The following is a 24,709-nucleotide window of genomic DNA, read 5'->3' as shown; positions in this document are numbered from 1 at the left end:
AAGTATACATTGTGTGACTTTAACATTAAAATATCTTTTACTCAACATATAAGTTGAGTAATGAGTATATTAAATTAAGATTTATTTATAGATTTTATTTTATATATATTGATTACTCAGTTTTGCTGGTGGTTATAGAGAAGAGGAAATACCCAGTCCCATTTCGAACCTGGAAGTCAAGCTCTTCATCGCTGATAATACTGCAGGGTCCCCTTGTCGGAAACGTAGGTCACTGCCAGCTCTTGAGTATTTATTTCAAATTAGCTTAGCTTTTTACACTTATTCTAGTGTTTTAAGCTAAGCTTTTTTTTTGCGCGCGGTTTATGCTTATTTTTTTACTTCTTCCTTTTCCCTAAATTTTCTTGTTATATTTCGTTAATACTAGATTTATATATCATTTAAAAACTAATGTCATAATCTTATTTATAAAAGATAGTTTTAATAAAGCAGAATTTATAAAATTTATGAGTGAAAAAAGAGATAATATGATAAAATCTAAAGTTGAATGGAAAGAACAATTTAAATTCTTAATTGACTTAGAATTTAGAAAAATAAATAAAAGAATTAAATAAAGGAATTATTTTGATAAAAATTGCAATGATTGAAGATGATGTAGAACTTGCTGAAATCTTAACTGAATATTTAAAGCAATTTAATATTGAAGTAACTAATTATGAAGAACCTTTTTTAGCTCTTTCTTCTTTAAAAATAAATACTTATGATTTGATCATACTTGATTTAACTCTTCCTGGTATGGATGGCTTAGATGTTTGTAAAGCTATTGTAAAAGATTTTGATATTCCTATTATAATTTCAAGTGCTAGAAGTGATATAACTGATAAAGTTACAGCATTACAATTGGGTGCAGATGATTATTTACCAAAGCCTTATGATCCTAGAGAACTTGAAGTTAGAATTAAGACAATTTTGCGAAGATTTAATCACTCAAATATACCTGAAGAAAAAACTAAAACATTTGTTTTAGATATTGAAAAAAAAGAGATTACAAAAAATCATAAATATGTTAAACTTACAGCTGCTGAATTTGAGGTTTTATCTCTTCTTATTAAAAGAGAAGGTTTTGTAATTTCAAGAGAAGATATATTTGATAATTCAGATTTATTAAATCAAGATTATGAAGGTTCAGGATCTTTAGCAGTTATTATTAACAGAATTAGGCAAAAAATTGAAGATAATCCCAAAGAGCCTAAGTATCTTCATACAATAAGAGGAATGGGGTATAAATTTTATAATGAATAGACAATCAATATTTTTTACAATTACTGTTAGTTTTATAATTTCAATTATTTTGGTTATTGCAAGTTTTGGTATATTAATGACTGAAAATTATAAATTTAAAGAAAATCAATTATTTGATAAATATATGCCTATTATAAAAGTGGTATTAAGAAAGCACAAAAAAGATGGATTAAATCTTGAATTTGCTAAAAGTTTAGAAAATTCTAATTTTACTTTATTTTATAGCAAGGCTAATATAAATACGATAACTTATAATCCTCAAACAAAAGTTTTACTTGAACGGAAAGATAAAAGAAGAAAAATTATGTTTCGTGTTCTAAAGCTTAATGATAATAATTATTTGTACATAAAAAAGAGAAATAAAACTATTTTAATTAGAGATAATTCTAGTCCAAGTGTTAATAGTCAGATTTATATAAGTTTAGTTTTTGCAATTGTTATTATTACAATTATATTAATGTATTTAATTACTATACGTAAATTAATGCCTTTAAAAATATTAAAAAATAAGGTAAAAACTTTAGGTGATGAAAATTTTGATTTTGAATGTTGCAATAGTGATTCAAAAGATGAAGTTTCTCTTTTAGGTATGGAATTTAAACAAACAGCTTTAAAACTTAAGAGTATAAAAGAAGCGAGGAATGTATTTATTCGTAATATTATGCATGAGTTAAAAACTCCTATTACAAAGGGTAATTTTTTAACACAATTAGAACAAAATAAAGAGAATAATGAAAAGTTAAAATCTGTTTTTTCTAGATTAGAATTATTGATTAATGAATTTGCTTCTATTGAAGAGTTAATATCTTCTAATAAAAATATAGATAAAAAAATTTATTATTTAAATGATGTTATTGATAATGCAAAAGATATTTTAATGCTAGAAGATGAATCAATTATTCAATCTTATGAAAATAAGAAAGTAAATGTAAATTTCAAATTATTTTCTATTGCTGTTAAGAACTTAATTGATAACGCGCTTAAGTATTCTAGTAATAAAAAAGTTACTATCTTAACTGAAAATGATAATATTATTTTTGAAAATAATGGTAAAGAATTAGAATATAAATTAGAAAAATATTTTGAACCATTTTTTGCAAATGAAGATAAATCAAAGAATTCATTTGGATTAGGTTTATATATTGTACATAATATTTTAAAAGCCAATAATTATACTTTAGAATATGAATATATAAATGGTTTAAATAGATTTGTTTGTAAAAAGGAAAAAGAATCTACGATATAGCGATTATTGGGGGAGGAGCAAGTTCTTTGATGCTAGCTTCCACATTAAATAAAAGAAAATATAAGAACATATGTATTATTGATACGAACTCTAAAGTTGGTTCAAAAATAAAAGTTTCAGGTGGAGCTAAATGTAATATTACAAATGAGCTTGTTACAAATAAAAACTATTTAGGTGATAAAGATTTTGTAGAAGAGATTTTACATAAATATACAAAAGATGATTTATTAAATTTTTTAAATAAAAATGGTGTTGTTCCAAAAATCAATCCTAAAATTGTGAAGGGAACTTATTTTTGTAACTCATCTCAAGATGTTATTGATATGTTTTTAAAATTAACTACACATATAAAAAAATATCTTGATACAAAAGTTTTAGATATTGAAAATATTATAGAATCAGATTCATATAAAATTAAAACAAATAAACAAGATATACAATCAAAAAAAATAGTTATCGCTAGTGGTGGTTTATCTTTTTCTTCTTTAGGTGCTACTTCTATTGCATTTGATATTGCTAAAAAATATGGACATACAATAGAAAAACTTGAACCAGCACTTGTTGGTTTTACCGTTCAAAAAGACCAATTTTGGTTCAAGAAATTATCAGGGATTTCAACATACGTTAATACTTTTGTTGATGGTAGAAAATTTGAAGGTTCTTTACTTTTTGCACATAAGGGATGTTCAGGACCTATAATTTTAACTTCATCTTTATATTGGAAAAAAGGACAGCTAGCTATTGATTTTTTGCCAAATAAAAAAATAGAAGATTTTTTTAAAAGTAATAAAAAAATATCTTCAGCACTACCTCTTCCAAAAAGATTTATTGAAGAGTTTTTACAGTCAATTGATTTGGAAGATAAAGCTATTTCTTCACTAAAAATTGATGAGAGAGAAAAGCTTTCAAAATTAAAATATTATGAATTCTCACCAGCTGGAAACTTCGGATATACAAAAGCTGAAGTTACAAAAGGTGGTATTAATACTGATGAAATTAATCATAATACTTTTGAAAGTTTAAAACAAAAAGGTTTGTATTTTATTGGAGAATGCTTAAATATTACAGGAGAATTAGGTGGATTTAATTTCCAAATAGCATTTTCACAAGCAAATATTTGTGCAAAAGAGTTAAACAAACTATAAAAAAAGTTATCCCTAACCATACACTTGCTACAATCACAAAAATATAATGAAAAAAATTTCGAAGGATTCAATTGAGAATTGCATTTATAGGCGACATAGTAGGTCGACCTGGACGAAAGATAATAAAAGAAAATTTATCTAAAATAAGAGAAGAATATAATATTGATTTTGTAGTTGCTAATGGTGAAAATGCAAGTCATGGTTTTGGCTTAACTATTAAAAATTGTGATGAATTATTAAAAATGGGTATTGATTTAATTACAGGTGGAAATCACTCTTTTGATAAAAAAAGAGAAATGATGGTTTTACTTGAAACAAAACCTGTTTTAAGACCTGATAATTATCCTGCTGGGTTAATTGGAAGTGGCTTAAAAGTTTGTGAAGTTCAAACTCCTAATGGAATTGAAAAACTTGCAGTTATAAATTTAATGGGACAATATACAATGCCTGTTGTTGAAAATCCTTTTAATTGGGCAAGAAAACTTGTAAATCAACTTCACGATGATGGAATTAAAAGTATATTTATTGATTTTCATGCAGAAGTTACAAGTGAAAAAAGAATTATGCTTATGATGCTTCAAAATGAAGTTAGTATGATTTGTGGAACACATACTCATGTAGGAACTGATGATTTACAAATATTTAATAATACTGCATATTTAACTGATATTGGATTAACTGGTTGTAGAGATAATGTAATAGGAATGGATAAAAAAATACCAATTCAAAAAGTAATAACAGGTTTAGGTGGTCACTTTGAAGTTCCTAGTTCTTGCAAATCGATTCTTCAAATGATGGTTACTGATATTAATGAAGAAGGAAAAGCAACGCAGTGTTTTAAAATCAAAAAATTATGTAATAATCAAGAATATATTATTACAAAGGCTATGATTGATTAGTATATCTAATTCCTATGATTTATTATTGTTTTTAAAAGAACAAAATTTAATAGATGAAAAGGATGAATATTGGTGGCCTAATGATAATAGTTTTGAAATTTTATTAGGTGCCATTTTAACACAAAATACTAAATGGACTAATGTTGAAAAGTCTTTAGACAATTTAAAAAATTTAAATATAAACTCTCTTGAAAAATTATCACAAATTGATTTACAAACTCTTATTTTTGCAATTACACCAAGTGGTTTTAAGAATCAAAAATCTGTAAGATTAATCTCATTGTCAAAAAATATACTTGAAGTATTTGGAACATTTGAAAATTTTTGTTTAAAAGTAGATAGACGATGGCTTTTAGAACAAAAAGGGATTGGTCCTGAAACTGCCGATGCCATTTTATGTTATTCTTGTAAACAAGAGTATATGGTTGTAGATTCTTATACAAATAGATTGTTAAAAAGATTTGGATACGAGTTTGAAAGTTACGAAGAATTACAAAATTGGTGCGAATATGGAATTAATGAAAATTACGATAAAATAGCCAAATTATATAATTATGAAATCTCATTAAATAAAGTTTATTCAAGGTTTCATGGGAAAATTATCGAGTTTATGAAACGTAATCCAAAAGGTTAATTAAATGATTATTATTCCACAAACTAAAGGTGGTGTAGGTAAATCTACAGTTGCAATGCAAGTTATTGCACCATATCTTTATAAAAAACATGGTAAAAGAATCACATATATCGAAATTGATGATGAAAATAATGATTCACAATCATTTACAAGAACTGAGATAGTAAATAAAAGAATGTTAGGAACTAATAAATTAACTCAATTAGATGAATTGATTTTAATGGATGATAACCATGAGGTTATTGTTGATGTTGGTGGAAATAAAACATCTTCATTAGTATTAGATGAGATAAAAAAAGTAGGAACTTTTGGAAATGTTAAATGGATTATACCTTTAGGTGATGGTGAACTTGATGGGAAAAATGCAATTGCGACAATGAAAAAAATTAAAAGAATTGATGAAAATGCTTCAAATAATGTAATCTTTGCATTAAGTAGGGCTATTTCTATGGAAGATGATTATATAGAAGAACAATTTATTAACTTTTTTGGACATAAATATATTGATTCAAATTCTGTAATTTGTGATTTTGTTAAGAATCCAAAATATTTTCCTGTAAAAAATGATAAAGTTATCACAATGAGTAGATACTTAGGTTCAACTGTTTGGGAAATGGCATATAACAATACTGATTTTGCACAAAAAGCAATAAGAGCAAAAGAATTAGGTGATATTGAAAGTGCAAGAAAATATTTGTTTTTTAGAAGAATTCAAACAGAAGCAAAAGATTATGTAATTAATGTTTTGAATAAAATTTTTTGTGATTTAGATACTTGGATTGATATAAAGAAATGAGTGAAATGAGTTTTAAACAAGCAAAAGAACTTGTTGAAAGAATGGAATTTTCAGAATTAGCACTTAAAAATGCGACAAAAGTTTTGGATGAATCATACCAAACTTTAGGAAGAGCTAGTGAAAATTTCGACAAAACTCTTATTAAGCAAGAGCAAATTTTAGAAAAACTTCCACAATCTGATAAAAAAATGTCATTTATGTTTTTAGCTGTTGCAATTAACATAGGTTTTATATTAGGACTTTTAGTTGGAAAATATATATTATAAAATAATTAAATAGGAAAAGTAAGAATGGGTAAACAAGAAAAAATTGTCTCAATGTTTAATGACATTGCTGGAACTTATGATGTTGCAAATAGAGTTTTATCGATGGGAATTGATAAATCATGGAGAAATAAAGCTTGTAATTTAGCTTTTGATTTTTATGGGAAAAAGAAATTAGAAAAGATAGTTGATGTTGCTTGTGGAACAGGTGATATGATTCAACATTGGAAAAAAATTGCTGAAACTAACAATATTGAATTAGAAAATATTGTTGGAGTAGATCCAAGTGTTGGAATGATGGAAGTTGCAAAGAAAAAACTTCCTGATGTTGAATTTATTGAAGCTGGAGCTGCATCTATGCCTCTGGATAGTGATTGTGCTGATATTATTTCTATTTCTTATGGAATTAGAAATGTTGTTCAAAGACAAGAGGCCTTTGTCGAGTTTGCAAGAGTTCTGAAAAAAGATGGATTAGTTGTAATTTCTGAATTTACAAAAAATGAAAAAACAAAACCTATTCATTATGTAACAGATTTCTATATGAATAAAATTTTACCAACTTTAGGTGGATTAATTTCAAGAAATAAAGAAGCTTATACTTATTTACCAAACTCTATTGATGAATTTTTAACTACTGATAATTTATGTAAAGAGTTAAAATTAGCAGGACTTGAACCAATTCATGTAAAAGCTTTTTCTATGAATATTTCAACTTTAATTATTGCAAAAAAATTATAAATTAAGAAGAAAGAGATTTTATGAATTCACCAATTAATGTATCAACTTTAAATTCACAAATAAAGTCTCTTTTAGAGACAACTTTTATACAAGTTTATGTTGAAGGTGAAGTTTCAAATCTAACTTATCATAATTCAGGGCATATATATTTTTCTATTAAAGATCAAAATTCTACTATTTCTTGTGTAATGTTTAGAGGAAATACTAAATATTTAAAATTTAGACTTGAAGTTGGACAAAAAATAGTAATTACTGGAAATATTACAGTTTATGCACCAAGAGGAAATTATCAATTATTATGTAATAAAATTGAACCTTCAGGACAAGGTGCCTTAGCACTTGCTTATGAACAATTAAAAACTAAGTTAGAACAAAAAGGGTATTTTGACCCGTTAAGAAAGAAAACTCTTCCGAAATATCCTAAAAAAATTGCACTTGTTACTTCTGCAACTGGTGCAGCTATTGAAGATATGAAAAAAGTAGCACTTCATCGTTGGCCACTGGTTGAATTTATTTTAATTCCAACTTTAGTTCAAGGTGAGGGTTCTGCTTATGATATTTCAAATGCTATTAAATATGCGGATACTTTATGTGTTGATATTATGATTGTAGGTCGTGGTGGTGGAAGTATTGAAGATTTATGGGCTTTTAATGAAGAAATAGTTGCAAATGCTATTTATGAAGCTAATACTCCTATTATTTCAGCAGTTGGTCATGAAGTTGATTATTTAATTTCAGATTTTGTAGCTGATGTTCGAGCAGCAACTCCATCTAATGCAATTGAAATTGCTCTTCCTGATATAAATGAGCATAGAATGTATTTGGATTCTTTACGTAATGAATATGATAATTTATTTAAAAGAATTTTATTTAATAAAGAACAAGATATTATTAATTTAAAAAGATTATTTGAACAAAATTCAATGGAAAGTAAGTTTAAATTTATTGAATCAGAAATAAAACTTTTAAAATCTTCTTTTCAATCAAATTTATCTCAAAAAATAATACATTATGAAAATGAAATAGAAATGCTTGTAAAAACTTTTAAAAATAATTATTCTCAAAATATATCAAAACTTCAAAATAATATTGATTTATTAAAAAATAATTATGAATTAAATCATCCTAATAAAAAAGATAAAAATGGATTTGTACAAATATCAAAAGAGAATAAAATAATTTCTTTAGATAATTTAAAAGTAGGCGATACAGTCTCTTTACAAAGTCCTAAATATATTGCTACGTGTGTAATAAATAATTTAAAAAAACAATAAGTTTTAAGTTTATAATCGCTAGAATAAATTATAATACGTTGATAATGAAGCATACAAATAAAGGAAAATTATGGATGTTAATGAAGAAAAAGTAATTAATTATGCAAATACTAGTGAATTTATGACATTTGAGCTAGGTTCAATGAAATATGCAATTGAGTTACCAAAAATTAGAGAAATCTTAACTTATCCAGATAATATTACACCACTACCAAATACTTCAGATTGGGTAAAAGGACTTATAAATTTACGAGGTGAAGTTGTACCTATTTTGGATATTCGAATAAAATTTAATACAAGTGTAAGCACTTATGATGAAAATACATCTGTAATTGCTGTAATAACTGAAGATAAAAGAATGGTTGGGATTATTGTTGATTTGGTTGATGATGTTCAAAGATTAGATACAAGTACCTTAGCACCTGTTTCTGAAATGGGTTCAGCTATTCCTTCTAAATATTTAAAAGGTTATGTACGATTGGATAATAATGAAATGCTTGTTGTTATGGATATAGAAAGAGTAGTAGATAAAGAAGAATTAAAAGATTAAACATATAGGAAAATTATGCATGAAAAAATAGAAAAACTAAGAGGTCTTAAACTTCTTTTTGTTGAGGATGAAAAAGACTTATTATCTATAATTAGTGATGCATTAACAAAACTACAAGCAAATTTTCTCACTGCAAATAATGGCTTAGAAGCATTAGAATTACTAAAAAAAAATCCAGATATTGATGTAATTATTACTGATATTAATATGCCTGTAATGAATGGTTTAGATATGATAAAGAACATTGCAAATCAAGACCTTCATATTCCAATAATTGTAATGTCTGCACATACTGAAGAAGAATATATAATGAAAGCAAAAGAATATGGTGTTCGTGAATATTTATTAAAACCTTTTGATTTTATAAAGTTTATTGAACTTATAACAAGTATGAAAGTAAAATAAAATATGGAAATAGATAAAAAATTACTTAAACGTCTAAGAATATTATATGTAGAAGATGATGCTACTATTCGAACTGAATTATCTCAGTTATTATCTAATTTTTTTGAAACTGTATATACAGCAGAAGATGGAAAAGAAGGTTTAGAAATTTATCTTCGTAATCAGGATGAAATTGATATTATTTTATCAGATATTAATATGCCAAAATTAAGTGGTATTGATATGGTAAAAGCAATACGTGGAGTTGATTCAAAAGTTCCTATTTTTTTTGCAACAGCACATTCAGATAATGAATTTCTCTCAGAAGCTATAAAATTAAAGATTTATGAATATATAATAAAACCAATTGACATAAGACATTTACTTTCACTTATGAATGATTTAGCTGAAATTTTATATCAAGATTTTTTAATAGATCAGAAGAATAAAGAGTTAGAAAAGTATAAAGAAGTTACTGATTTAAATAATATTGTTATTGAAACTGATATTCATATGAAAATTGTAAAAGTAAATGAACTTTGTTGCAAGATTTCTGGATATTCAAAAGAAGAATTAATTGGACAAGACTTTAAGTTTTTAAAACATCTTGATACTTCAAATGACTTATATGTAAAAATGTATGCCGAAGTTCTTAATAATAAACCATGGCATGGAAATTTAAAAAATAGAACAAAAGATAATGGATTTTTTACTACTGACTGTTATATGATTACAATTTTAAATGATGCTGGAGAAGTTGAAGGTGCTATTTCTATTCAAAAAGATATTACAGAAGAATTAGTTAGAAAAAGAGAAATGCAACGTGCTTTAATGAAAGATAAAAGTGAGATTTTTATAAGAAGTAAAGAAGGTAATGCTGAACAATATGCAATTATTAATGATTTAAAGATTAAACTTGAAAATGCTCAAAATGAACTTTTTAAAGTTCAAAAAAATACAGATAAATATATATATACAGCTGAAAAATATTCTTTAGAAAATAGAAATTTAAAAAGTGAATTATCTATTTATAAAAGAAATTCAGATAAACATAATACCTCTTTAAAATTGTCAAAAGAAAATTCAGATTTAAGACAAGATATTAAAAGATTAAAAATTAAAATAGAAGATAATGAAAATAAATTTTTAAAAGAAAAGAAACAAATAGAAGTTAATTTTCAAATTGAAATTGATGAAATTACTAACGCATTAACAAAATTAAGAGAAAAATATGAAGCAATTGAAACGGATGATGTTTTAGTTCAGAAATTAGAATATTGGAAAGAAAAAGCAAGTAATGAATCTAAAAGACTTGAAAATTTAGAGAAACAAATTATGACTTATGGTGATAAAGATATGATGAATAAAATTTTTGGTTAAATAGATCAAGTTATCCTTGATCTATTTAATAGTGATGCTAATTATTTTTTGTTCACTAAGTGGTTTATCTCCTCCACTTCTACCTGTTGTTGGAACACTTTCTATCTTTTTAACAATATCCATTCCTTTTGTAACATAACCAAAAATAGTATGTTTACCATTTAACCAATATGTTGGAACTGTTGTTATAAAAAATTGACTTCCATTTGTATTTCTACCTCTATTTGCCATTGCTAAAACACCCGCTTTATCAAATAGTGCTGATGGAGAGAACTCATCTTCAAAATTCTTTTTCCAGATAGATTCTCCACCTGTACCCGTTCCTGTTGGATCTCCTGATTGCAACATAAAACCTCTAATAACTCTATGGAAAATTAAACCATTGTAATAACCATTTTTTGAATGTGTTATAAAGTTCTCAACTGCTTTAGGTGCAATATCAGGTCTTAATTCAATCTGTATTTCCCCTTGATTTGTTTCAATTATTGCAAGAGGATTTGCTGCTTGTAAATATAATATAAATGAACAAAGAATAAAAAGTATTTTTTTCATATATAGCCTTTATTGTTAAGATTTGAGGAAATAGTATATTATTTTAGCTTTAAAAAAAAATAAAATTACTTTTTTTATTAATTTTTAATAAAAAAGTGTTAAAATTCATTAAAATATGTATTATTTTATCTTAAAAAGGAAAAGATAATGGAAATACCATCAATTCCTCAACCAACGTTTTATATCTTTAAGTGTGAACAAGCTTCACCACCAGGGATGCCAAAACCATCATGTGTAAATGAGAATACTAGAGATTTATTTAATTACACTACAAAATTATTAATGCAAAAGGGATTAATGGGACCTGTTCAAGTGGTTAGAACTTCTTGTTTAGGTCGATGTGAAATGGGTCCGGTTATGTTACTTGAGCCAGGACATCATATGTATTGTCAGTTATCTAAGGAAAAAATAGATAAAATAGTTGAAGAACATATATTAGGTGGAAGTCCAGTTGTTGAGTATTTAATACCTAAACAACATTGGGGTGAAGCTATAAAATTAGAAAATTAAAGAGGACTAAAGTATATGACATTTGATATGCTATATAGTAAAATTCATAGAGCGACAGTTACTGATGCTAACTTAAACTATGTGGGATCGATTACTATTGATGAAGAATTAATGAAAGCATCAAGTTTAAGAGTTGGTCAAAAAGTTGAAATTGTAAACGTTAATAATGGCGAAAGATTTGCTACTTATGTTATTAAAGGTAAAGCAGGAAGTAAAGATATGTGTCTTAATGGAGCTGCTGCAAGAAAAGTTGAAATTGGAGATAAGATTATAGTTATTTCTTATGCTTCTTATTCTGAAAAAGAACTAGAAAATTATAAACCTATTATAGTTATTGTAGATGATGAAAATAATATTGATATGATTACAAATGAATTAGTGGGGAGCGATCATGTTTGATGGAATTGATTTAAAAAATTTAGATTTAAATGGAATGATGGGACAGTTTCAAAATATGGCAGCTAGTGCAAAAGAGGAAAATGCTTCAAAAATATTTACTTCAAAAGCTGGTGGTGGAATGATTGAAATTTCAATTAATGGTAATTCAGAAGTTGTTGATTTAAAAATTGATGATTCTTTACTTGAAGATAAAGATTCACTACAAATTTTATTAATTTCATGTATGAATGATGTTATTAAGCAAACAGAAGAAAACCAAAAAATGATGGCCATGAATATGATGGGTGGATTAGGTTCTATAGGAAAAAAATAGTAAATGAAAACATTACTTACAAATTTTGAAGATTATTTAATAAATAATCTTCCTGTTTCTAAAACTTTTCATCCTTATTTTGAAGATGCTTTAGGAAATATGCTCCAAGCAGGTGGAAAAAGATTCCGTCCAATGCTTTTACTTTCAGTTGTTAAATCAAATAAAAATTTATTAATACAAAATTCTATGCCAGTTGCTTTAGGCCTAGAGATGCTTCATACCTATTCTCTTATTCATGATGATTTACCTTCTATGGATAACGCTGATTTAAGACGAGGTTTTGAGACTTTACACAAAAAATATGATGAAGTTACTGCAATATTAGTAGGTGATGCTTTAAATACAGAAGCTTTTAAACAAATATCAAATGCACCTTTGCACAATGATGTAAAAATAGAATTAATTAAATGTTTATCATCAAATGGTGGAATTGATGGAATGATAATAGGTCAAGCAATTGATTGTTATTTTGAAAATAAAATACTTGAACTTTCGCAATTAGAATATTTACATATTCATAAAACTGCAAAACTAATTGCAGCTTCATTAAAAATGGGTGCAATTATTAGTGAATATGATTTTCAAACTCAAGAAAAATTATATAATTTTGGAATTGACTTAGGTTTACTATTTCAAATTCAAGATGATATTATTGATGAAACTTATACAGAAGAAGAAGCAGGAAAAACAACACAAAATGATGATGCTAAAAATTCATTTGTAAATTTATTAGGACTTGATGGTGCTATTAATTCTGCGGATAAATTAGCAGACAAATGTGAAAAAATATTAAATACATTAGATAAGAATTTAAAACAATCTTTAGAAGAATTACTTCTAAAATATATAAATAGACATAAAATAGATAAAAAATCTCTATAAAAATCTAAACTCTTAGTCAATTTAACTCATACTCCCTTGACAATTAAACAAAAATTATATAAAATTTAGCACTCAAAAAAATAGAGTGCTAAAATAATTAATTATTTAAATATATTTTAAAACTTATAAAAGGATTAACATGAATTTTAAACCATTAGGAAAAAGAGTTCTAGTACAAAGAACTGAAGTAGAGAGCAAAACTGCAAGTGGGATTATCTTAGTTGATTCAGCAAAAGAAAAACCAAATACTGCAGAAGTAAAAGCAATTGGTGGAGAGATAACTGAAATTAAAGTAGGTGATACAATTGTTTTCGAACAATTTAGAGGAACTGAGTTTACACTTGATGGTGTAGATTATTTAGTATTAGATCAAGAAAATATTATAGGAGTAATGTAAAATGGCAAAAGAAGTATTATTTAGCGATGCAGCAAGAAACAAGTTATATACAGGTGTTGAAAAATTATCAGATGCAGTAAAAGTTACAATGGGTCCTAGAGGAAGAAATGTTTTATTACAAAAAGCTTTTGGAGCTCCAACTATTACTAAAGATGGTGTATCAGTTGCACGTGAAATTGAACTTGAAGACACTTTAGAAAATATGGGTGCACAATTAGTTAAAGAAGTTGCTTCTAAAACTGCTGATGAAGCAGGTGATGGAACTACAACTGCAACAGTTTTAGCTCATAGTGTTTTCAAAGAAGGTTTAAGAAATGTAACAGCAGGTGCTAATCCAATTATTTTAAAAAGAGGTATGGACAAAGCAACTGAAGCTATTTTAGTAGAACTTAAAAAAGCATCTAGAGTTGTAGCTGATAAAAAAGAAATTGAGCAAGTTGCTACAATTTCGGCAAACTCTGATACTGCAATTGGTGCAATGATTGCTGAAGCTATGGATAAAGTTGGAAAAGATGGTGTTATTACTGTTGAAGAAGCAAAAGGTATCTCTGATGAATTAGATGTTGTTGAAGGTATGCAATTTGATAGAGGTTATTTATCTCCATACTTTATTACAAATACTGAAAAAATGACTACTGAAATGGAAAACCCATTTATTTTATTATGTGAGAAAAAAATCTCTAACTTAAAAGAAATGTTACCAATTTTAGAAGCTGTTAATCAAACAGGAAGACCTTTATTAATAATCTCTGAAGATGTTGAAGGTGAAGCACTTTCTACATTAGTTGTAAATAGATTAAGAGGTTCATTAAACATTGCTGCTGTTAAAGCTCCAGGTTTTGGTGATAGAAGAAAAGCAATGTTAGAAGATATTGCTGTTTTAACTGCTGGAACTGTTGTTGCAGAAGAAATGGGAATGAAACTTGAAACAACTGGAATGGAAGCATTAGGAACAGCTGCTAGAGTTGTAATTGATAAAGATAATACTACTATTGTAAATGGTGCAGGTGAAGCTGATGCTGTTTTAGGTAGAGTTAATCAAATCAAAGCTGAAATGGAAGGTACATCTTCTGAGTATGATAAAGAAAAATTACAAGAAAGATTAGCAAAACTTTCAGGCGGAGTTGCAGTTATTAAAGTTGGAGCTGCAAGTGAAACTGAAATGAAAGAGAAAAAAGATAGAGTTGATGATGCATTAAGTGCAACAAGAGCTGCTGTTGAAGAAGGTATTGTAATTGGTGGTGGAGCTGCATTAATTAGAGCTGCTGCTAAAGTATCTTTAGGACATCTTGAAGGTGATGAAGCTATTGGAGCTGCTATTGTTTTAAGAGCTATTAAAGCACCTTTAAAACAAATTGCTATAAATGCTGGTTATGATGCTGGTGTTGTTGCAAATGAAGTTGAAAAATCTGATAATGAAAACTTTGGATTTAACGCTGCAACTGGTGAATATGTTGATATGTTCCTTGCTGGTATCGTTGATCCTGCAAAAGTTGAAAGAGTTGCAATGCAAAATGCAGTATCAGTAGCATCGTTATTATTAACTACAGAAGCTACAGTAACTGATATTAAAGTTGACTCAGCAGCTCCTGCAATGCCTGATATGGGTGGAATGGGCGGTATGCCTGGAATGGGAATGTAGTCTAAGAAAAGATTTCTTTTTAACATTTCCAACAAAATAAAAATAAAGAAGAATACTGATTATATTAGTATCTCTTCTTTATTTATTAGCCAAAATACTTTACAATATCTTGTGAATAAATCATCAATTACTTTTTCTACATCATTAATAACTATTTCAAATTGAACATCATTATTTTTTTAAATTGAATTAAAAATACTACCATTAGACCACTAGTTTAATAAATCATTTATATTTTTATTGCTATTATTAGACCACTAGTTTAAAAAAAGGAAAATAATGTCAAATGAAAATACTAAAAATGAGAAAATAGAGTATATTTGTGAGAAAGCTTATGAAGAATTATTAAAAGATGGTATTAATAATTTCTCATTAAATAAATTTATTGCAGAACTTCAAATGTCAAAGGGGCAGTTTTATTATTATTTTAAAACAAAAGATGAACTAATATCTAAAACTATAGATAATAAAAGTTATGAAGTTTTTAATTATACATACGAGCAAACAAAATCAAAATCAACATTTCTTGAAAAGATGTTTGCATTTTTTGCATTTTTTTTAGATGATTTAAATCCTAACTTTGCTAATTGGAATAAGTTATTAAAGAGTAGTTTTCATTTATATATTGATACAGAAAATAAGGATATTCAACAGTTAAATAGAAATTTTAATAATAAAGTATTAAAAAATATAGAAAATATTTTTGATGAAATGATTAATAATGCTTATTTAAAAGAAGAAGCAAGGATTTTTCCACGTAGTCTAATAGCAACAGCAGATGGTATGTATATACACTCATTGATGGATAAGAATTATGATCTTAAAACTTATTTGTCTGAATATTTAATTATGATTGATAAATTATTGAAAAAAGAAAATACAGGAGAAAAAAATTGAATATATATTGGTTTAGTGTTTTAATAGCAACACTTTTTGAAGTATTATGGGTAATTGGTCTTAAATATGCTTCATCAATATCAGAATGGATTGCAACAATTATATGTATTGCACTTACTTTTGTTTTGATGATTTTTGCACAAAAAAAACTACCTATTGGAACAACTTATACTATTTTTACAGGTATTGGTACTATTGGAACAATATTAGTTGATGTTATCTTCTTTGGAGAAGAATTAAAAGCAATAAAAGTTTTTTTTATTTTAATATTAATTCTAGGTGTTATGGGACTTAAATTAGTTACAACTAATAATGATATAGAACTTGAAAAAGGAAAGTTATAATGGATTGGTTTGTACTTGTTCTTGCAGGTTGTTCAGAAGTTTTCGGTATAGCTATGATGAATAGATATAAGCATAAAAAAGGATTTTTAGGAATATTATTAATAATATTAGGATTTTCATTAAGCTTTTTCTTCTTATCTTATGCAATGAGAACTTTGCCTATGGGACTTACTTATGCAATATGGACAGGAATTGGAGGTGCAGGAGCTGCTATTTTAGGAATAGTATTATATGGTGAGTCAAAAGATTTGAAAAGAATATGTTTTATAATGATGATAATAATTAGTGTTATTGGATTAAAAATTTCTGCTTAAAACTTTAATTCTAAATATTTACTTTTATAAGTAGAAGTTATAATAAATTTAATAAATATTTAACTAATTAGTTGTATACTTTCACATAATATTTAATTATAGGAATATCAAATTGAATGCATTACATAATATTTTTTTATTTTACAAAGATGGATTTTCTAATCTAGTAGTAGGTAAAGTTTTATGGAAACTTATATTAATTAAACTTATTGTAATTCTAGTTTTCTTAAGATTTTTTATTTATGATAAAAGTATAAATAGTGAATATCAAACAGATGATAAAAAAATTGAATTTATATTAAACAATCTTATAAAGGATGAATAATGGAAGAACATTTAGTTGATTGGTCACGTGCTCAATTTGCATTAACAGCAATTTATCACTGGCTTTTTGTTCCTTTGACACTAGGACTTGGATTTATAATTGCATTTATGGAGACTATATATGTAAAAACAGGTGATGAGTTTTGGAAGAAAACTACAAAGTTTTGGATGACATTATTTGCAATTAATTTTGCTATTGGTGTTGCAACTGGAATTATTATGGAGTTTGAGTTTGGTACAAATTGGGCAAATTACTCTTGGTTTGTTGGAGATATTTTTGGGGCTCCTTTAGCTGTTGAGGGTATTTTAGCCTTTTTTATGGAATCAACATTTTTTGCTGTTATGTTTTTTGGTTGGGATAAGGTATCAAAAGGTTTTCATCTTCTTTCAACTTGGCTTGTTGCTATTGGTTCAAATTTAAGTGCTCTTTGGATTTTAGTTGCAAATGCTTGGATGCAAAATCCTGTTGGTATGAAATTTAATCCAGATACTGTACGAAATGAAATGGATAATTTTTGGGATATATTATTCTCACCTGTTGCTGTTTCAAAGTTTTTACATACAATTACAAGTTCTTATATTGTTGCTTCATTATTTGTTATTGGTGTTTGTGCTTGGTATTTATTAAAAAAAAGAGAAATACAATTTGCTAAAAAATCTATGGTAGTAGCTGCAACATTTGGTTTTATTATGTCAATTTTTGTAATACTAACAGGAGATGAATCTGCTCATCAAATTGCATTAAAACAACCAGTAAAACTAGCTGCTATGGAAGGTCTTTACGAAGGTAAAACAGATGCAGCTCTTGTAGGTGTAGGTATTTTAAATCCTAAAAAAACACTGCAAAATGATGAAGATGAGTTTTTATTCCAAGTTGAAGCACCTTATGCCTTATCTCTTTTATCTTTTCATAATATACATGCTTTTGTTCCTGGTTTAAAAGATTTAGTATATGGAAATGAAGAATACAATATTGAATCAGCTCAAAGTAAAATGGATAAAGGAAAAATTGCAGTAAATGCTTTAAAAATGTATAAAATTGCAAAAGAAGAGAATAATCTAATAAACATAGCAAAATATGAAAAAATATTAAATGATAATATGAAATACTTTGGTTATGGTCATTTAGAAAAACCAGAGGATATCGTCCCTCCTATTTCAATTACTTTTTATACTTTTCACCTAATGGTAGCATTAGGAACGTGGTTTCTTGTTCTTTTTGGATTAATTCTTTTCTTTACAATGAAAAGAGAAATTTTAAATTATAGATGGCTTTTAATAAGTGCGGTTTGCTCAATTCCTCTTGGATATGTAGCTAGTGAAGCTGGTTGGATAGTTGCAGAAGTTGGAAGACAGCCTTGGGCTATTCAAGATTTAATGCCAGTAGGTCTTGCTGCAACTGATATAGGAACTACAAATGTGATGATATCATTTTTTATGTTTGCAACATTATTCACTATCTTATTAATAGCTGAGGTGAAAATTATGTTAAAACAAATAAAAATTGGACCTAAAGGAGGACACTAGGATGTTTGAAAATTTAACACTTTTACAATTACAACAATTGTGGTGGATAATTATTTCACTACTTGGCGGACTTTTTGCTTTTATCATGTTTGTTCAAGGTGGACAAACATTATTAGGAAGATTATCTAAAGGTGATGAAGTATACAAAACTATGTTAATTAATTCTCTTGGTAGAAAATGGGAATTAGGTTTTACTACATTAGTTTTATTTGGAGGAGCTTTATTTGCAGCTTTCCCATTATTTTATGCGACAAGTTTTGGGGGAGCATATTGGGTTTGGATGTTAATTCTTTTTTGTTTTACTATTCAAGCTGTGAGTTATGAGTATAGAAAAAAGCCTAATAATTTTCTAGGACAAAAAGTTTATGAAGGATTTTTATTTGTAAATGGAAGTTTAGGAGTTATTTTATTAGGTGTAGCAATAGCAACATTTTTTTCAGGTTCAAACTTTTTAGTTGATGATAATAATTTCTCTCATTGGCAAACTCCGTATAGAGGATTAGAAGCACTTTTGAGTATTTTTAATTTATCTTTAGGATTTGCATTATTTTTATTATCTCGTATTTTAGGGGCATTATATTTTATTAATAATATTGACAATGATATTATTAGAAATAGGGCAGTGAAAAGTATAAAAATAGATATGTTAATTTTTCTTTTTTTCTTTTTGATATTTTTATTTATGTTATTTACAAATAGTGGATATGGATATGATGCTAATCAAGTTGTACATATTATTGAATATAAATATTTAATAAACTTTTTGCAAATGCCTTATGTTTTTGCCTTGTTTATTATTGGTGTTCTTATGGTTGTTATTGCTGTATTTTTTACAATTAGATTTGAAAGAACTTGTTGTATTAAAACAGCTGGAGTAGGTGTTGTTCTTACTGTTATGACTTTATTTTTAAATGTTGGATTAAATAATACTTCATATTATCCATCTACATTTGATTTACAAAGTTCTTTAACTATTATAAATAGTTCTGGAAGTCATTATACTTTAACAGTAATGGCATATGTTGCTTTATTAGTTCCTTTTGTATTAGCGTATATTGCTTATGCTTGGTATCAAATGGACAAAGTAAAAATTACAAAAGAAGAAATAGAAGATCCTACTGGACATAAATACTAAGGAATAAAATAATGGAATATTTAACACCAATACTGTGGTTGATTTCTTGGCCACTTGTTACTTATATCTCTTATAAATTAATTTTAAGAAATATAAAGAAGATTTAATGATTTATATTATGAAAAAGAGTTTTATTTACTTCTTTTTTTTAATGATTTTAATAAATATAAGCGAAAGCTTTTATAAACATTATATTATAAAGGATAATAGAAATGATATCATTTCCAGTAAAAACAAATAAAGAAAACGCAGCAGTTTCACCACTTTTTGGAAAAGCAAAATATTTTGCTTTTTATGATGGTGAGAATTTAACTATTGAAGAAAATAAAAAAGAAGGTGGTTCGGCAATTATTGAATGGTTTATACAAAAAGGTGTAAATGATATTATAATTAAAGAGATGGGAATTAATCCATATAAAAAAATACAAGCAACAAATATGAATATTTATTATGCAGGAGAAGATAGAATTACAACAAATGAAGTAATCGAACTGTATAAAAAAGATATGCTAAAAAAACTTGATGAAGATAGTATGATAAAAATTATAAAAAATCATGAAGGCTCACATAAACATTCTTAATAGTTTTTCAAGATATATAAAATAAAACTTTATATATCTTGAAACATCTTACGAACTTTAAAAATTTCATCGATATTTTCAAAGAATAATTCTATTATTTTAGGATCGAAGTGCTTACCTTTTTCCTCTCTAAATAGCTTAAATATTTTTTCATCTTCCCATGCTTTTTTATACACTCTATTACTTCCTAATGCATCGAAAACATCAGCAACTGCAGTTATTCGTGCAAAAATATGAATTTGTGATTCTTTTAATCCTCTAGGATATCCTAAACCATTATATTTTTCATGATGTTCTCTTGAAACAATTGCAGCTGCTTGAAGTATTGGTTTTTTTGAATGCTTTAGCATTTCAAAACCCAATTGGGCATGTGTTTTCATTATTTCAAATTCATCAAATGTAAGTTTGCCGGGTTTATTTAAGATATTATCAGGTATCCCAACTTTTCCAATATCATGCATTGGAGATGCTAATTTTAGAGTACTTGCTTCTTCTTGAGATAGTCCAAGCTTAATAGCTAAAATATATGAATACTCAGCAACTCTTTTTACATGATTACCTGTTTCTTTACTTCGTGTTTCTGCAATTTCTCCCATTGTATAAATTATTTCTTTTTGTGTATTTGTAATTTCATCATGTAACAATTCAATTTGTTCAATACCTTCTTTTATAGACATAGACATATTCTTAATTGCAAAGGATATTTCCCCTAATTCATCTGGTCTATTAATTATTTTAGTATTTGAATATTGACCATTTTTTACGATATTGATATTTTCTATTATTACTTTTGTATCATTTTTTAGCATTCTTCCAAATGCAAAAGATAAAATTATTGCTATAAAAATCATAAGAGTTCCAATATATATTACATCAATAGTTACATGTGAATTAATTATACCTTCAGTGTTATATCTTAATATTATAAGTAATAATGTTAGAATAGGTGATATTGTAAAAATTAAAAAAGTTTCAATGACTCTTCTAGATATTTTTTCATTAAAAAATGTGTAATTTATATTGTTTGAAATTTCTTTGTATCTCATCTCAAATAGAATATACTCAAGTTGTGAAAGAATAGCAGCTCCTAAAATGAGATAACTTAAGAAAATTCGAATATGACTTAATATTGGAAAATCTGGATATAAAAAATAGTGCAATATAAAAGCAACAAAACCTGCAAAAATCCATGATATTATACTTAGAAAATAAGCTTGTCTTGGTAGTGATAAATTTTTCTTTTTTTTCTGAAAAAACCAATATAAAAATTCTCTAAAAATTGTATGTATAATAAATACAATAAAAAGATTTCTAAATAATTGATTTGGCATTAGTCCATCAATAAACTCACAAATATTTGAGCAAAAAGTTTGTAAAAATAAGAGTGCAAATAAAGATGATATATATAGGAATAATCTAGTTTTTAAATTGATTAAATTTTTTATTGTTAATTCTTTTTGCATTTTGTTTTTTTGAAAGTATAAAATAACTTTCAATTTCCTTTATAATTTTTTATATACTGTTGTTATATCAATAGTATCATAATTATTTCATAGAACAAAAAAATAAATAATATTTTATTATGAATAGATTAATTGTTTTATAATTCTTCTTTGCTAAAATAAAATAAAAATTGGATTTTAAATGAAAGATAAGTTAATACAAATTATAAAAGAAGCTGGTGAAATATTAAAAGATGGTTACTATTCAAAAAAAGATGTAACTTTTAAAGCTAAAAAAGATTTAGTTACAAAATATGATGTAGCAGTTGAAAACTTTTTAAAAGAAAGATTTGGAAGAGAATTTCCCAAATTCAATGTAATTGCAGAAGAGTCAGATAATACAGATAAAATATTTTCAGATTCAATTATAGTTGACCCAATAGATGGAACAACAAATTTTGTAAATAAATTACCGCATACAGCAATATCAGTTGGAGTATATAAAGACAAAAAACCATTTATTGGAATTGTGTATAACCCTATTTTAGATGAATTATATACAGCTGTTGTAGGAGAAGGTGCTTATTGTAATGGTGAAAAAATAGAAGTATCAGATGAAAGTGTTTTTCAAAAAGCATTACTTTCAACTGGTTTCCCTTATACATCTGGGACATGCGAAGATGATTTAAATGATGTAATGAAAAAAATGAAAATTATTTTACCAAAATGTCAAGATATTAGAAGATTAGGATCAGCAGCACTTGATTTATGTTATGTTGCACGTGGAATTTATGAAGGTTATTATGAAATGAATTTAAAAGCTTGGGACGTTAGTGCTGGTTTAATAATACTTCAAGAAGCTGGTGGAAAAGTATCTAATATTGATGGAAATGATTATATTTTATTTGAAAATAAATATATTGTAGCATCAAATAATCATATACATAATGAGTTGATTCGAAATTTAAATCTTTAGATTAAAAGTAATATTTTAGTAACAAAGCAATTTTTTAGTAACTTTTAAATATAATCTTTGATTAAATTTTGCTAAAAAGGTGTTGCTTTATGTGTGGAATTGTTGGTTATATAGGTAAAAACGATACAACAAAAATATTACTTAATGGTTTAAAAGAGCTTGAATACAGAGGTTATGACTCTGCTGGTATTGCTGTTTTAAATAAAGATAGAATAGATGTATTTAAAGCCTTAGGGAAACTTTGTAATTTAGAAAAAAAGATTTCTGCTAACAATACAATAGAATCTTATGATTTAGGAATTGGTCATACAAGATGGGCAACTCATGGGAAACCAACAGAATTAAATGCACATCCACACTTAGGTGAATATTCATATGTTGTTCATAATGGGATTATTGAGAATTATAAAGAATTAAAAGAAGAGCTAATAAAAAAAGGACATAATTTTGTATCTCAAACGGATACAGAAGTTATTGTTCATTTATTTGAAGATTATTATAATAAGATTAATAATACAAAAAAAGCTTTTGAAGATACAATAAAAAGATTATCAGGTGCTTTTTCAATTCTTCTAATTACAAAAGTAGATCCTACAAAAGTATTCTTTTTTAAATCTGGGTCTCCATTAATTGTAGCACTTGGTAAGGAAGAAAATGAAGTTTTATTTTCTTCTTCTGATGCTCCTCTAATTGGTTTAGCAAAAAAAGTTGTTTATTTAGAAGATAATGTTGGTGGAATTGCAAGTGCTAATGGCGTTGAATTTTTTAATGATAATTATTCATGGTCTACTCTTCCTACTTCAAAACAGCATGCACAAAAAGATGGATTTAGATTTTTTATGGAAAAAGAAATTTATGAACAAAGTAATGTTGTAGGTGATTGTATGCTTGGACGACTTAATGAAGAAGAAATTTCATTTGATGAAATTGATAGATCATTAATTGAAGGTATAAATGAAATTAAAATTTGTGCTTGTGGTACTTCATATCATTCAGGACTTACAGCTGCATATCTTTTTGAAAGATTATCTAAAATTAAATGTAATGTAGAAATTGCAAGTGAGTTCAGATATAAAGAACCTTTATTAACTAAAGATACTTTATTTATTGTAATAAGCCAAAGTGGTGAAACAGCTGATACTTTAGAAGCTTTGAAAATGGCAAAACAAGCAGGTTTAAAATCACTCGTTATTTGTAATGTTGATAATTCTTCTATGACAAGAACAGCAGATGCTACAATTTTAACACGTGCAGGAATTGAAAAAGGTGTTGCATCAACAAAGGCATTTACTACACAAACAGTAGTTTTATGGATGTTAGCACTTTATTTTGCAAAAGCAAAAAATGTAATACAAAGTGATAAATTACAAAGTGAACTTCAATCATTAAGAGAAGTTCCAAAGTCTTTAGTTATTGATGATAAAATTCATGAAAAAACAAAAAGACTTTCTAAAAGGTACCTTCATGGTCATGGTTTCTTCTTTATAGGTAGGGATGTTTTCTATCCCTTAGCATTAGAAGGAGCTTTAAAGCTTAAAGAAATTTCATATTTACACGCAGAGGGTTATCCTGCTGGTGAAATGAAACACGGTCCAATTGCATTAGCTGATCCTGAGTTGTTCACTATTGCACTTATGCCTGAAAATTTACTTTATGATAAGATAAAATCCAATGTTGAAGAACTAAGTGCTAGAGATAGTACAATTTGTTCTATATCACCACTTGAATTTGATTTAAGTGATGATTTTATAAAAACTAGAAAAACTGATCATTATATGTTAGAATTTTTTGAAATGTTAATAGCTTTACAGCTATTTTCTATGGAAATATCAGTTAGATTAGGAAATGATGTTGATATGCCAAGAAACTTGGCTAAATCAGTTACAGTAGAATAGATTCAACTTG

At 26.5% G+C, this 24,709-nt stretch carries 29 protein-coding genes and 1 rRNA gene; 28 read left to right on the top strand and 2 right to left on the bottom strand.

The window, feature by feature from the left end:
• The first annotated feature begins 124 nt into the window (after nucleotides 1–124).
• The 13 genes from rrf to D9T19_RS13005 all read left to right on the top strand — a co-directional run bounded on the left by rrf (nucleotide 125) and on the right by D9T19_RS13005 (nucleotide 10,569).
• A 5S ribosomal RNA gene (rrf, locus tag D9T19_RS13065) occupies nucleotides 125–241 on the top strand.
• Between the two features lie 341 nt (nucleotides 242–582).
• Complete coding sequence (locus tag D9T19_RS13060; protein ID WP_121628690.1) at nucleotides 583–1,260, top strand: response regulator transcription factor; 678 nt, start codon at nucleotides 583–585, stop codon at nucleotides 1,258–1,260.
• Nucleotides 1,253–2,506, top strand: coding sequence for an ArsS family sensor histidine kinase (locus D9T19_RS13055; RefSeq protein WP_228198010.1), 1,254 nt, complete (start codon nucleotides 1,253–1,255; stop codon nucleotides 2,504–2,506). Before D9T19_RS13060 ends, D9T19_RS13055 begins: the two co-directional genes overlap by 8 nt.
• Before the next feature lie 29 nt (nucleotides 2,507–2,535).
• Nucleotides 2,536–3,651, top strand: a complete 1,116-nt coding sequence (locus D9T19_RS13050) for a BaiN/RdsA family NAD(P)/FAD-dependent oxidoreductase (protein WP_121628688.1) — start codon at nucleotides 2,536–2,538, stop codon at nucleotides 3,649–3,651.
• Nucleotides 3,652–3,722: 71 nt separating this feature from the next.
• Nucleotides 3,723–4,550 (top strand): TIGR00282 family metallophosphoesterase, encoded by an 828-nt coding sequence (locus D9T19_RS13045; protein ID WP_121628687.1) that lies wholly within the window; start codon nucleotides 3,723–3,725, stop codon nucleotides 4,548–4,550.
• Nucleotides 4,543–5,184, top strand: coding sequence for a 3-methyladenine DNA glycosylase (locus D9T19_RS13040; RefSeq protein WP_121628686.1), 642 nt, complete (start codon nucleotides 4,543–4,545; stop codon nucleotides 5,182–5,184). The genes D9T19_RS13045 and D9T19_RS13040 overlap by 8 nt, the downstream gene beginning before the upstream one ends.
• A gap of 4 nt (nucleotides 5,185–5,188) precedes the next feature.
• Nucleotides 5,189–5,980: a P-loop NTPase family protein gene (locus D9T19_RS13035; RefSeq protein WP_121628685.1), complete on the top strand. Its 792-nt coding sequence runs from the start codon at nucleotides 5,189–5,191 to the stop codon at nucleotides 5,978–5,980.
• 5 nt (nucleotides 5,981–5,985) lie between these two features.
• Nucleotides 5,986–6,246, top strand: a complete 261-nt coding sequence (locus D9T19_RS13030) for a hypothetical protein (protein WP_228198009.1) — start codon at nucleotides 5,986–5,988, stop codon at nucleotides 6,244–6,246.
• Nucleotides 6,247–6,270: 24 nt separating this feature from the next.
• Nucleotides 6,271–6,981, top strand: coding sequence for a bifunctional demethylmenaquinone methyltransferase/2-methoxy-6-polyprenyl-1,4-benzoquinol methylase UbiE (gene ubiE / locus D9T19_RS13025; RefSeq protein WP_121628683.1), 711 nt, complete (start codon nucleotides 6,271–6,273; stop codon nucleotides 6,979–6,981).
• 20 nt (nucleotides 6,982–7,001) lie between these two features.
• Nucleotides 7,002–8,255: an exodeoxyribonuclease VII large subunit gene (xseA, locus tag D9T19_RS13020; protein ID WP_121628682.1), complete on the top strand. Its 1,254-nt coding sequence runs from the start codon at nucleotides 7,002–7,004 to the stop codon at nucleotides 8,253–8,255.
• Nucleotides 8,256–8,325: 70 nt separating this feature from the next.
• A complete protein-coding gene (locus D9T19_RS13015) occupies nucleotides 8,326–8,805 on the top strand; it encodes a chemotaxis protein CheW (protein WP_121628681.1) in 480 nt (159 codons plus the stop codon).
• Nucleotides 8,806–8,820: 15 nt separating this feature from the next.
• Nucleotides 8,821–9,210, top strand: a complete 390-nt coding sequence (locus D9T19_RS13010; protein ID WP_121628680.1) for a response regulator — start codon at nucleotides 8,821–8,823, stop codon at nucleotides 9,208–9,210.
• 3 nt (nucleotides 9,211–9,213) lie between these two features.
• Nucleotides 9,214–10,569, top strand: a complete 1,356-nt coding sequence (locus D9T19_RS13005; RefSeq protein WP_121628679.1) for a response regulator — start codon at nucleotides 9,214–9,216, stop codon at nucleotides 10,567–10,569.
• 21 nt (nucleotides 10,570–10,590) lie between these two features.
• Here D9T19_RS13005 and D9T19_RS13000 read toward each other — a convergent pair whose 3' ends face one another.
• Complete coding sequence (locus tag D9T19_RS13000; protein WP_121628678.1) at nucleotides 10,591–11,121, bottom strand: peptidylprolyl isomerase; 531 nt, start codon at nucleotides 11,119–11,121, stop codon at nucleotides 10,591–10,593.
• A 147-nt stretch (nucleotides 11,122–11,268) separates the two neighbouring features.
• On the opposite strand from D9T19_RS13000, the gene D9T19_RS12995 reads away from it, so the two are divergent.
• From D9T19_RS12995 to D9T19_RS12935, 13 genes are all read left to right on the top strand, one after another.
• Nucleotides 11,269–11,631 (top strand): (2Fe-2S) ferredoxin domain-containing protein, encoded by a 363-nt coding sequence (locus D9T19_RS12995; protein WP_121628677.1) that lies wholly within the window; start codon nucleotides 11,269–11,271, stop codon nucleotides 11,629–11,631.
• Nucleotides 11,632–11,646: 15 nt separating this feature from the next.
• On the top strand, nucleotides 11,647–12,030 hold the full coding sequence (panD, locus tag D9T19_RS12990; RefSeq protein ID WP_121628676.1) for an aspartate 1-decarboxylase: 384 nt from the start codon (nucleotides 11,647–11,649) through the stop codon (nucleotides 12,028–12,030).
• On the top strand, nucleotides 12,023–12,343 hold the full coding sequence (locus D9T19_RS12985) for a YbaB/EbfC family nucleoid-associated protein (protein ID WP_121628675.1): 321 nt from the start codon (nucleotides 12,023–12,025) through the stop codon (nucleotides 12,341–12,343). Before panD ends, D9T19_RS12985 begins: the two co-directional genes overlap by 8 nt.
• 3 nt (nucleotides 12,344–12,346) lie before the next feature.
• Nucleotides 12,347–13,225, top strand: a complete 879-nt coding sequence (locus tag D9T19_RS12980; RefSeq protein WP_121628674.1) for a polyprenyl synthetase family protein — start codon at nucleotides 12,347–12,349, stop codon at nucleotides 13,223–13,225.
• Between the two features lie 139 nt (nucleotides 13,226–13,364).
• Nucleotides 13,365–13,622 carry a co-chaperone GroES gene (gene groES / locus D9T19_RS12975; protein ID WP_121628673.1) on the top strand — a complete coding sequence of 86 codons (258 nt, stop codon included), beginning with the start codon at nucleotides 13,365–13,367 and terminating at the stop codon, nucleotides 13,620–13,622.
• A gap of 1 nt (nucleotide 13,623) precedes the next feature.
• The gene (gene groL, locus D9T19_RS12970; RefSeq protein WP_121628672.1) at nucleotides 13,624–15,264 is read left to right on the top strand and encodes a chaperonin GroEL; all 1,641 of its coding nucleotides are present in this window, start codon (nucleotides 13,624–13,626) and stop codon (nucleotides 15,262–15,264) included.
• A 279-nt stretch (nucleotides 15,265–15,543) separates the two neighbouring features.
• Nucleotides 15,544–16,161, top strand: coding sequence for a TetR/AcrR family transcriptional regulator (locus tag D9T19_RS12965; RefSeq protein WP_121628671.1), 618 nt, complete (start codon nucleotides 15,544–15,546; stop codon nucleotides 16,159–16,161).
• The gene (locus D9T19_RS12960) at nucleotides 16,158–16,505 is read left to right on the top strand and encodes a DMT family transporter (protein ID WP_121628670.1); all 348 of its coding nucleotides are present in this window, start codon (nucleotides 16,158–16,160) and stop codon (nucleotides 16,503–16,505) included. Before D9T19_RS12965 ends, D9T19_RS12960 begins: the two co-directional genes overlap by 4 nt.
• Nucleotides 16,505–16,819, top strand: a complete 315-nt coding sequence (locus D9T19_RS12955) for a DMT family transporter (protein WP_121628669.1) — start codon at nucleotides 16,505–16,507, stop codon at nucleotides 16,817–16,819. The genes D9T19_RS12960 and D9T19_RS12955 overlap by 1 nt, the downstream gene beginning before the upstream one ends.
• Before the next feature lie 112 nt (nucleotides 16,820–16,931).
• Nucleotides 16,932–17,144 (top strand): DUF4492 domain-containing protein, encoded by a 213-nt coding sequence (locus D9T19_RS12950; RefSeq protein ID WP_121628668.1) that lies wholly within the window; start codon nucleotides 16,932–16,934, stop codon nucleotides 17,142–17,144.
• The gene (locus D9T19_RS12945) at nucleotides 17,141–18,670 is read left to right on the top strand and encodes a cytochrome ubiquinol oxidase subunit I (RefSeq protein WP_438942778.1); all 1,530 of its coding nucleotides are present in this window, start codon (nucleotides 17,141–17,143) and stop codon (nucleotides 18,668–18,670) included. The genes D9T19_RS12950 and D9T19_RS12945 overlap by 4 nt, the downstream gene beginning before the upstream one ends.
• Before the next feature lies 1 nt (nucleotide 18,671).
• Nucleotides 18,672–19,805: a cytochrome d ubiquinol oxidase subunit II gene (gene cydB, locus D9T19_RS12940; RefSeq protein ID WP_121628666.1), complete on the top strand. Its 1,134-nt coding sequence runs from the start codon at nucleotides 18,672–18,674 to the stop codon at nucleotides 19,803–19,805.
• Nucleotides 19,806–20,017: 212 nt separating this feature from the next.
• Entirely contained in the window at nucleotides 20,018–20,386 is a 369-nt protein-coding gene (locus tag D9T19_RS12935; protein WP_121628665.1) for a NifB/NifX family molybdenum-iron cluster-binding protein, read from the top strand.
• Nucleotides 20,387–20,415: 29 nt separating this feature from the next.
• Here D9T19_RS12935 and D9T19_RS12930 read toward each other — a convergent pair whose 3' ends face one another.
• Complete coding sequence (locus D9T19_RS12930; RefSeq protein WP_121628691.1) at nucleotides 20,416–21,849, bottom strand: HD domain-containing phosphohydrolase; 1,434 nt, start codon at nucleotides 21,847–21,849, stop codon at nucleotides 20,416–20,418.
• Between the two features lie 181 nt (nucleotides 21,850–22,030).
• Here D9T19_RS12930 and D9T19_RS12925 point away from each other — a divergent pair, with 181 nt between their 5' ends.
• A complete protein-coding gene (locus D9T19_RS12925) occupies nucleotides 22,031–22,804 on the top strand; it encodes an inositol monophosphatase family protein (RefSeq protein ID WP_121628664.1) in 774 nt (257 codons plus the stop codon).
• Between the two features lie 89 nt (nucleotides 22,805–22,893).
• Entirely contained in the window at nucleotides 22,894–24,699 is a 1,806-nt protein-coding gene (gene glmS / locus D9T19_RS12920; RefSeq protein WP_121628663.1) for a glutamine--fructose-6-phosphate transaminase (isomerizing), read from the top strand.
• The last annotated feature ends 10 nt before the right edge of the window (nucleotides 24,700–24,709 follow it).

It is taken from the genome of Poseidonibacter antarcticus (genome assembly GCF_003667345.1).
GTDB classification, from domain to species: Bacteria; Campylobacterota; Campylobacteria; order Campylobacterales; family Arcobacteraceae; genus Poseidonibacter; species Poseidonibacter antarcticus.
This window is presented reverse-complemented; position numbering and strand designations above follow the sequence as displayed.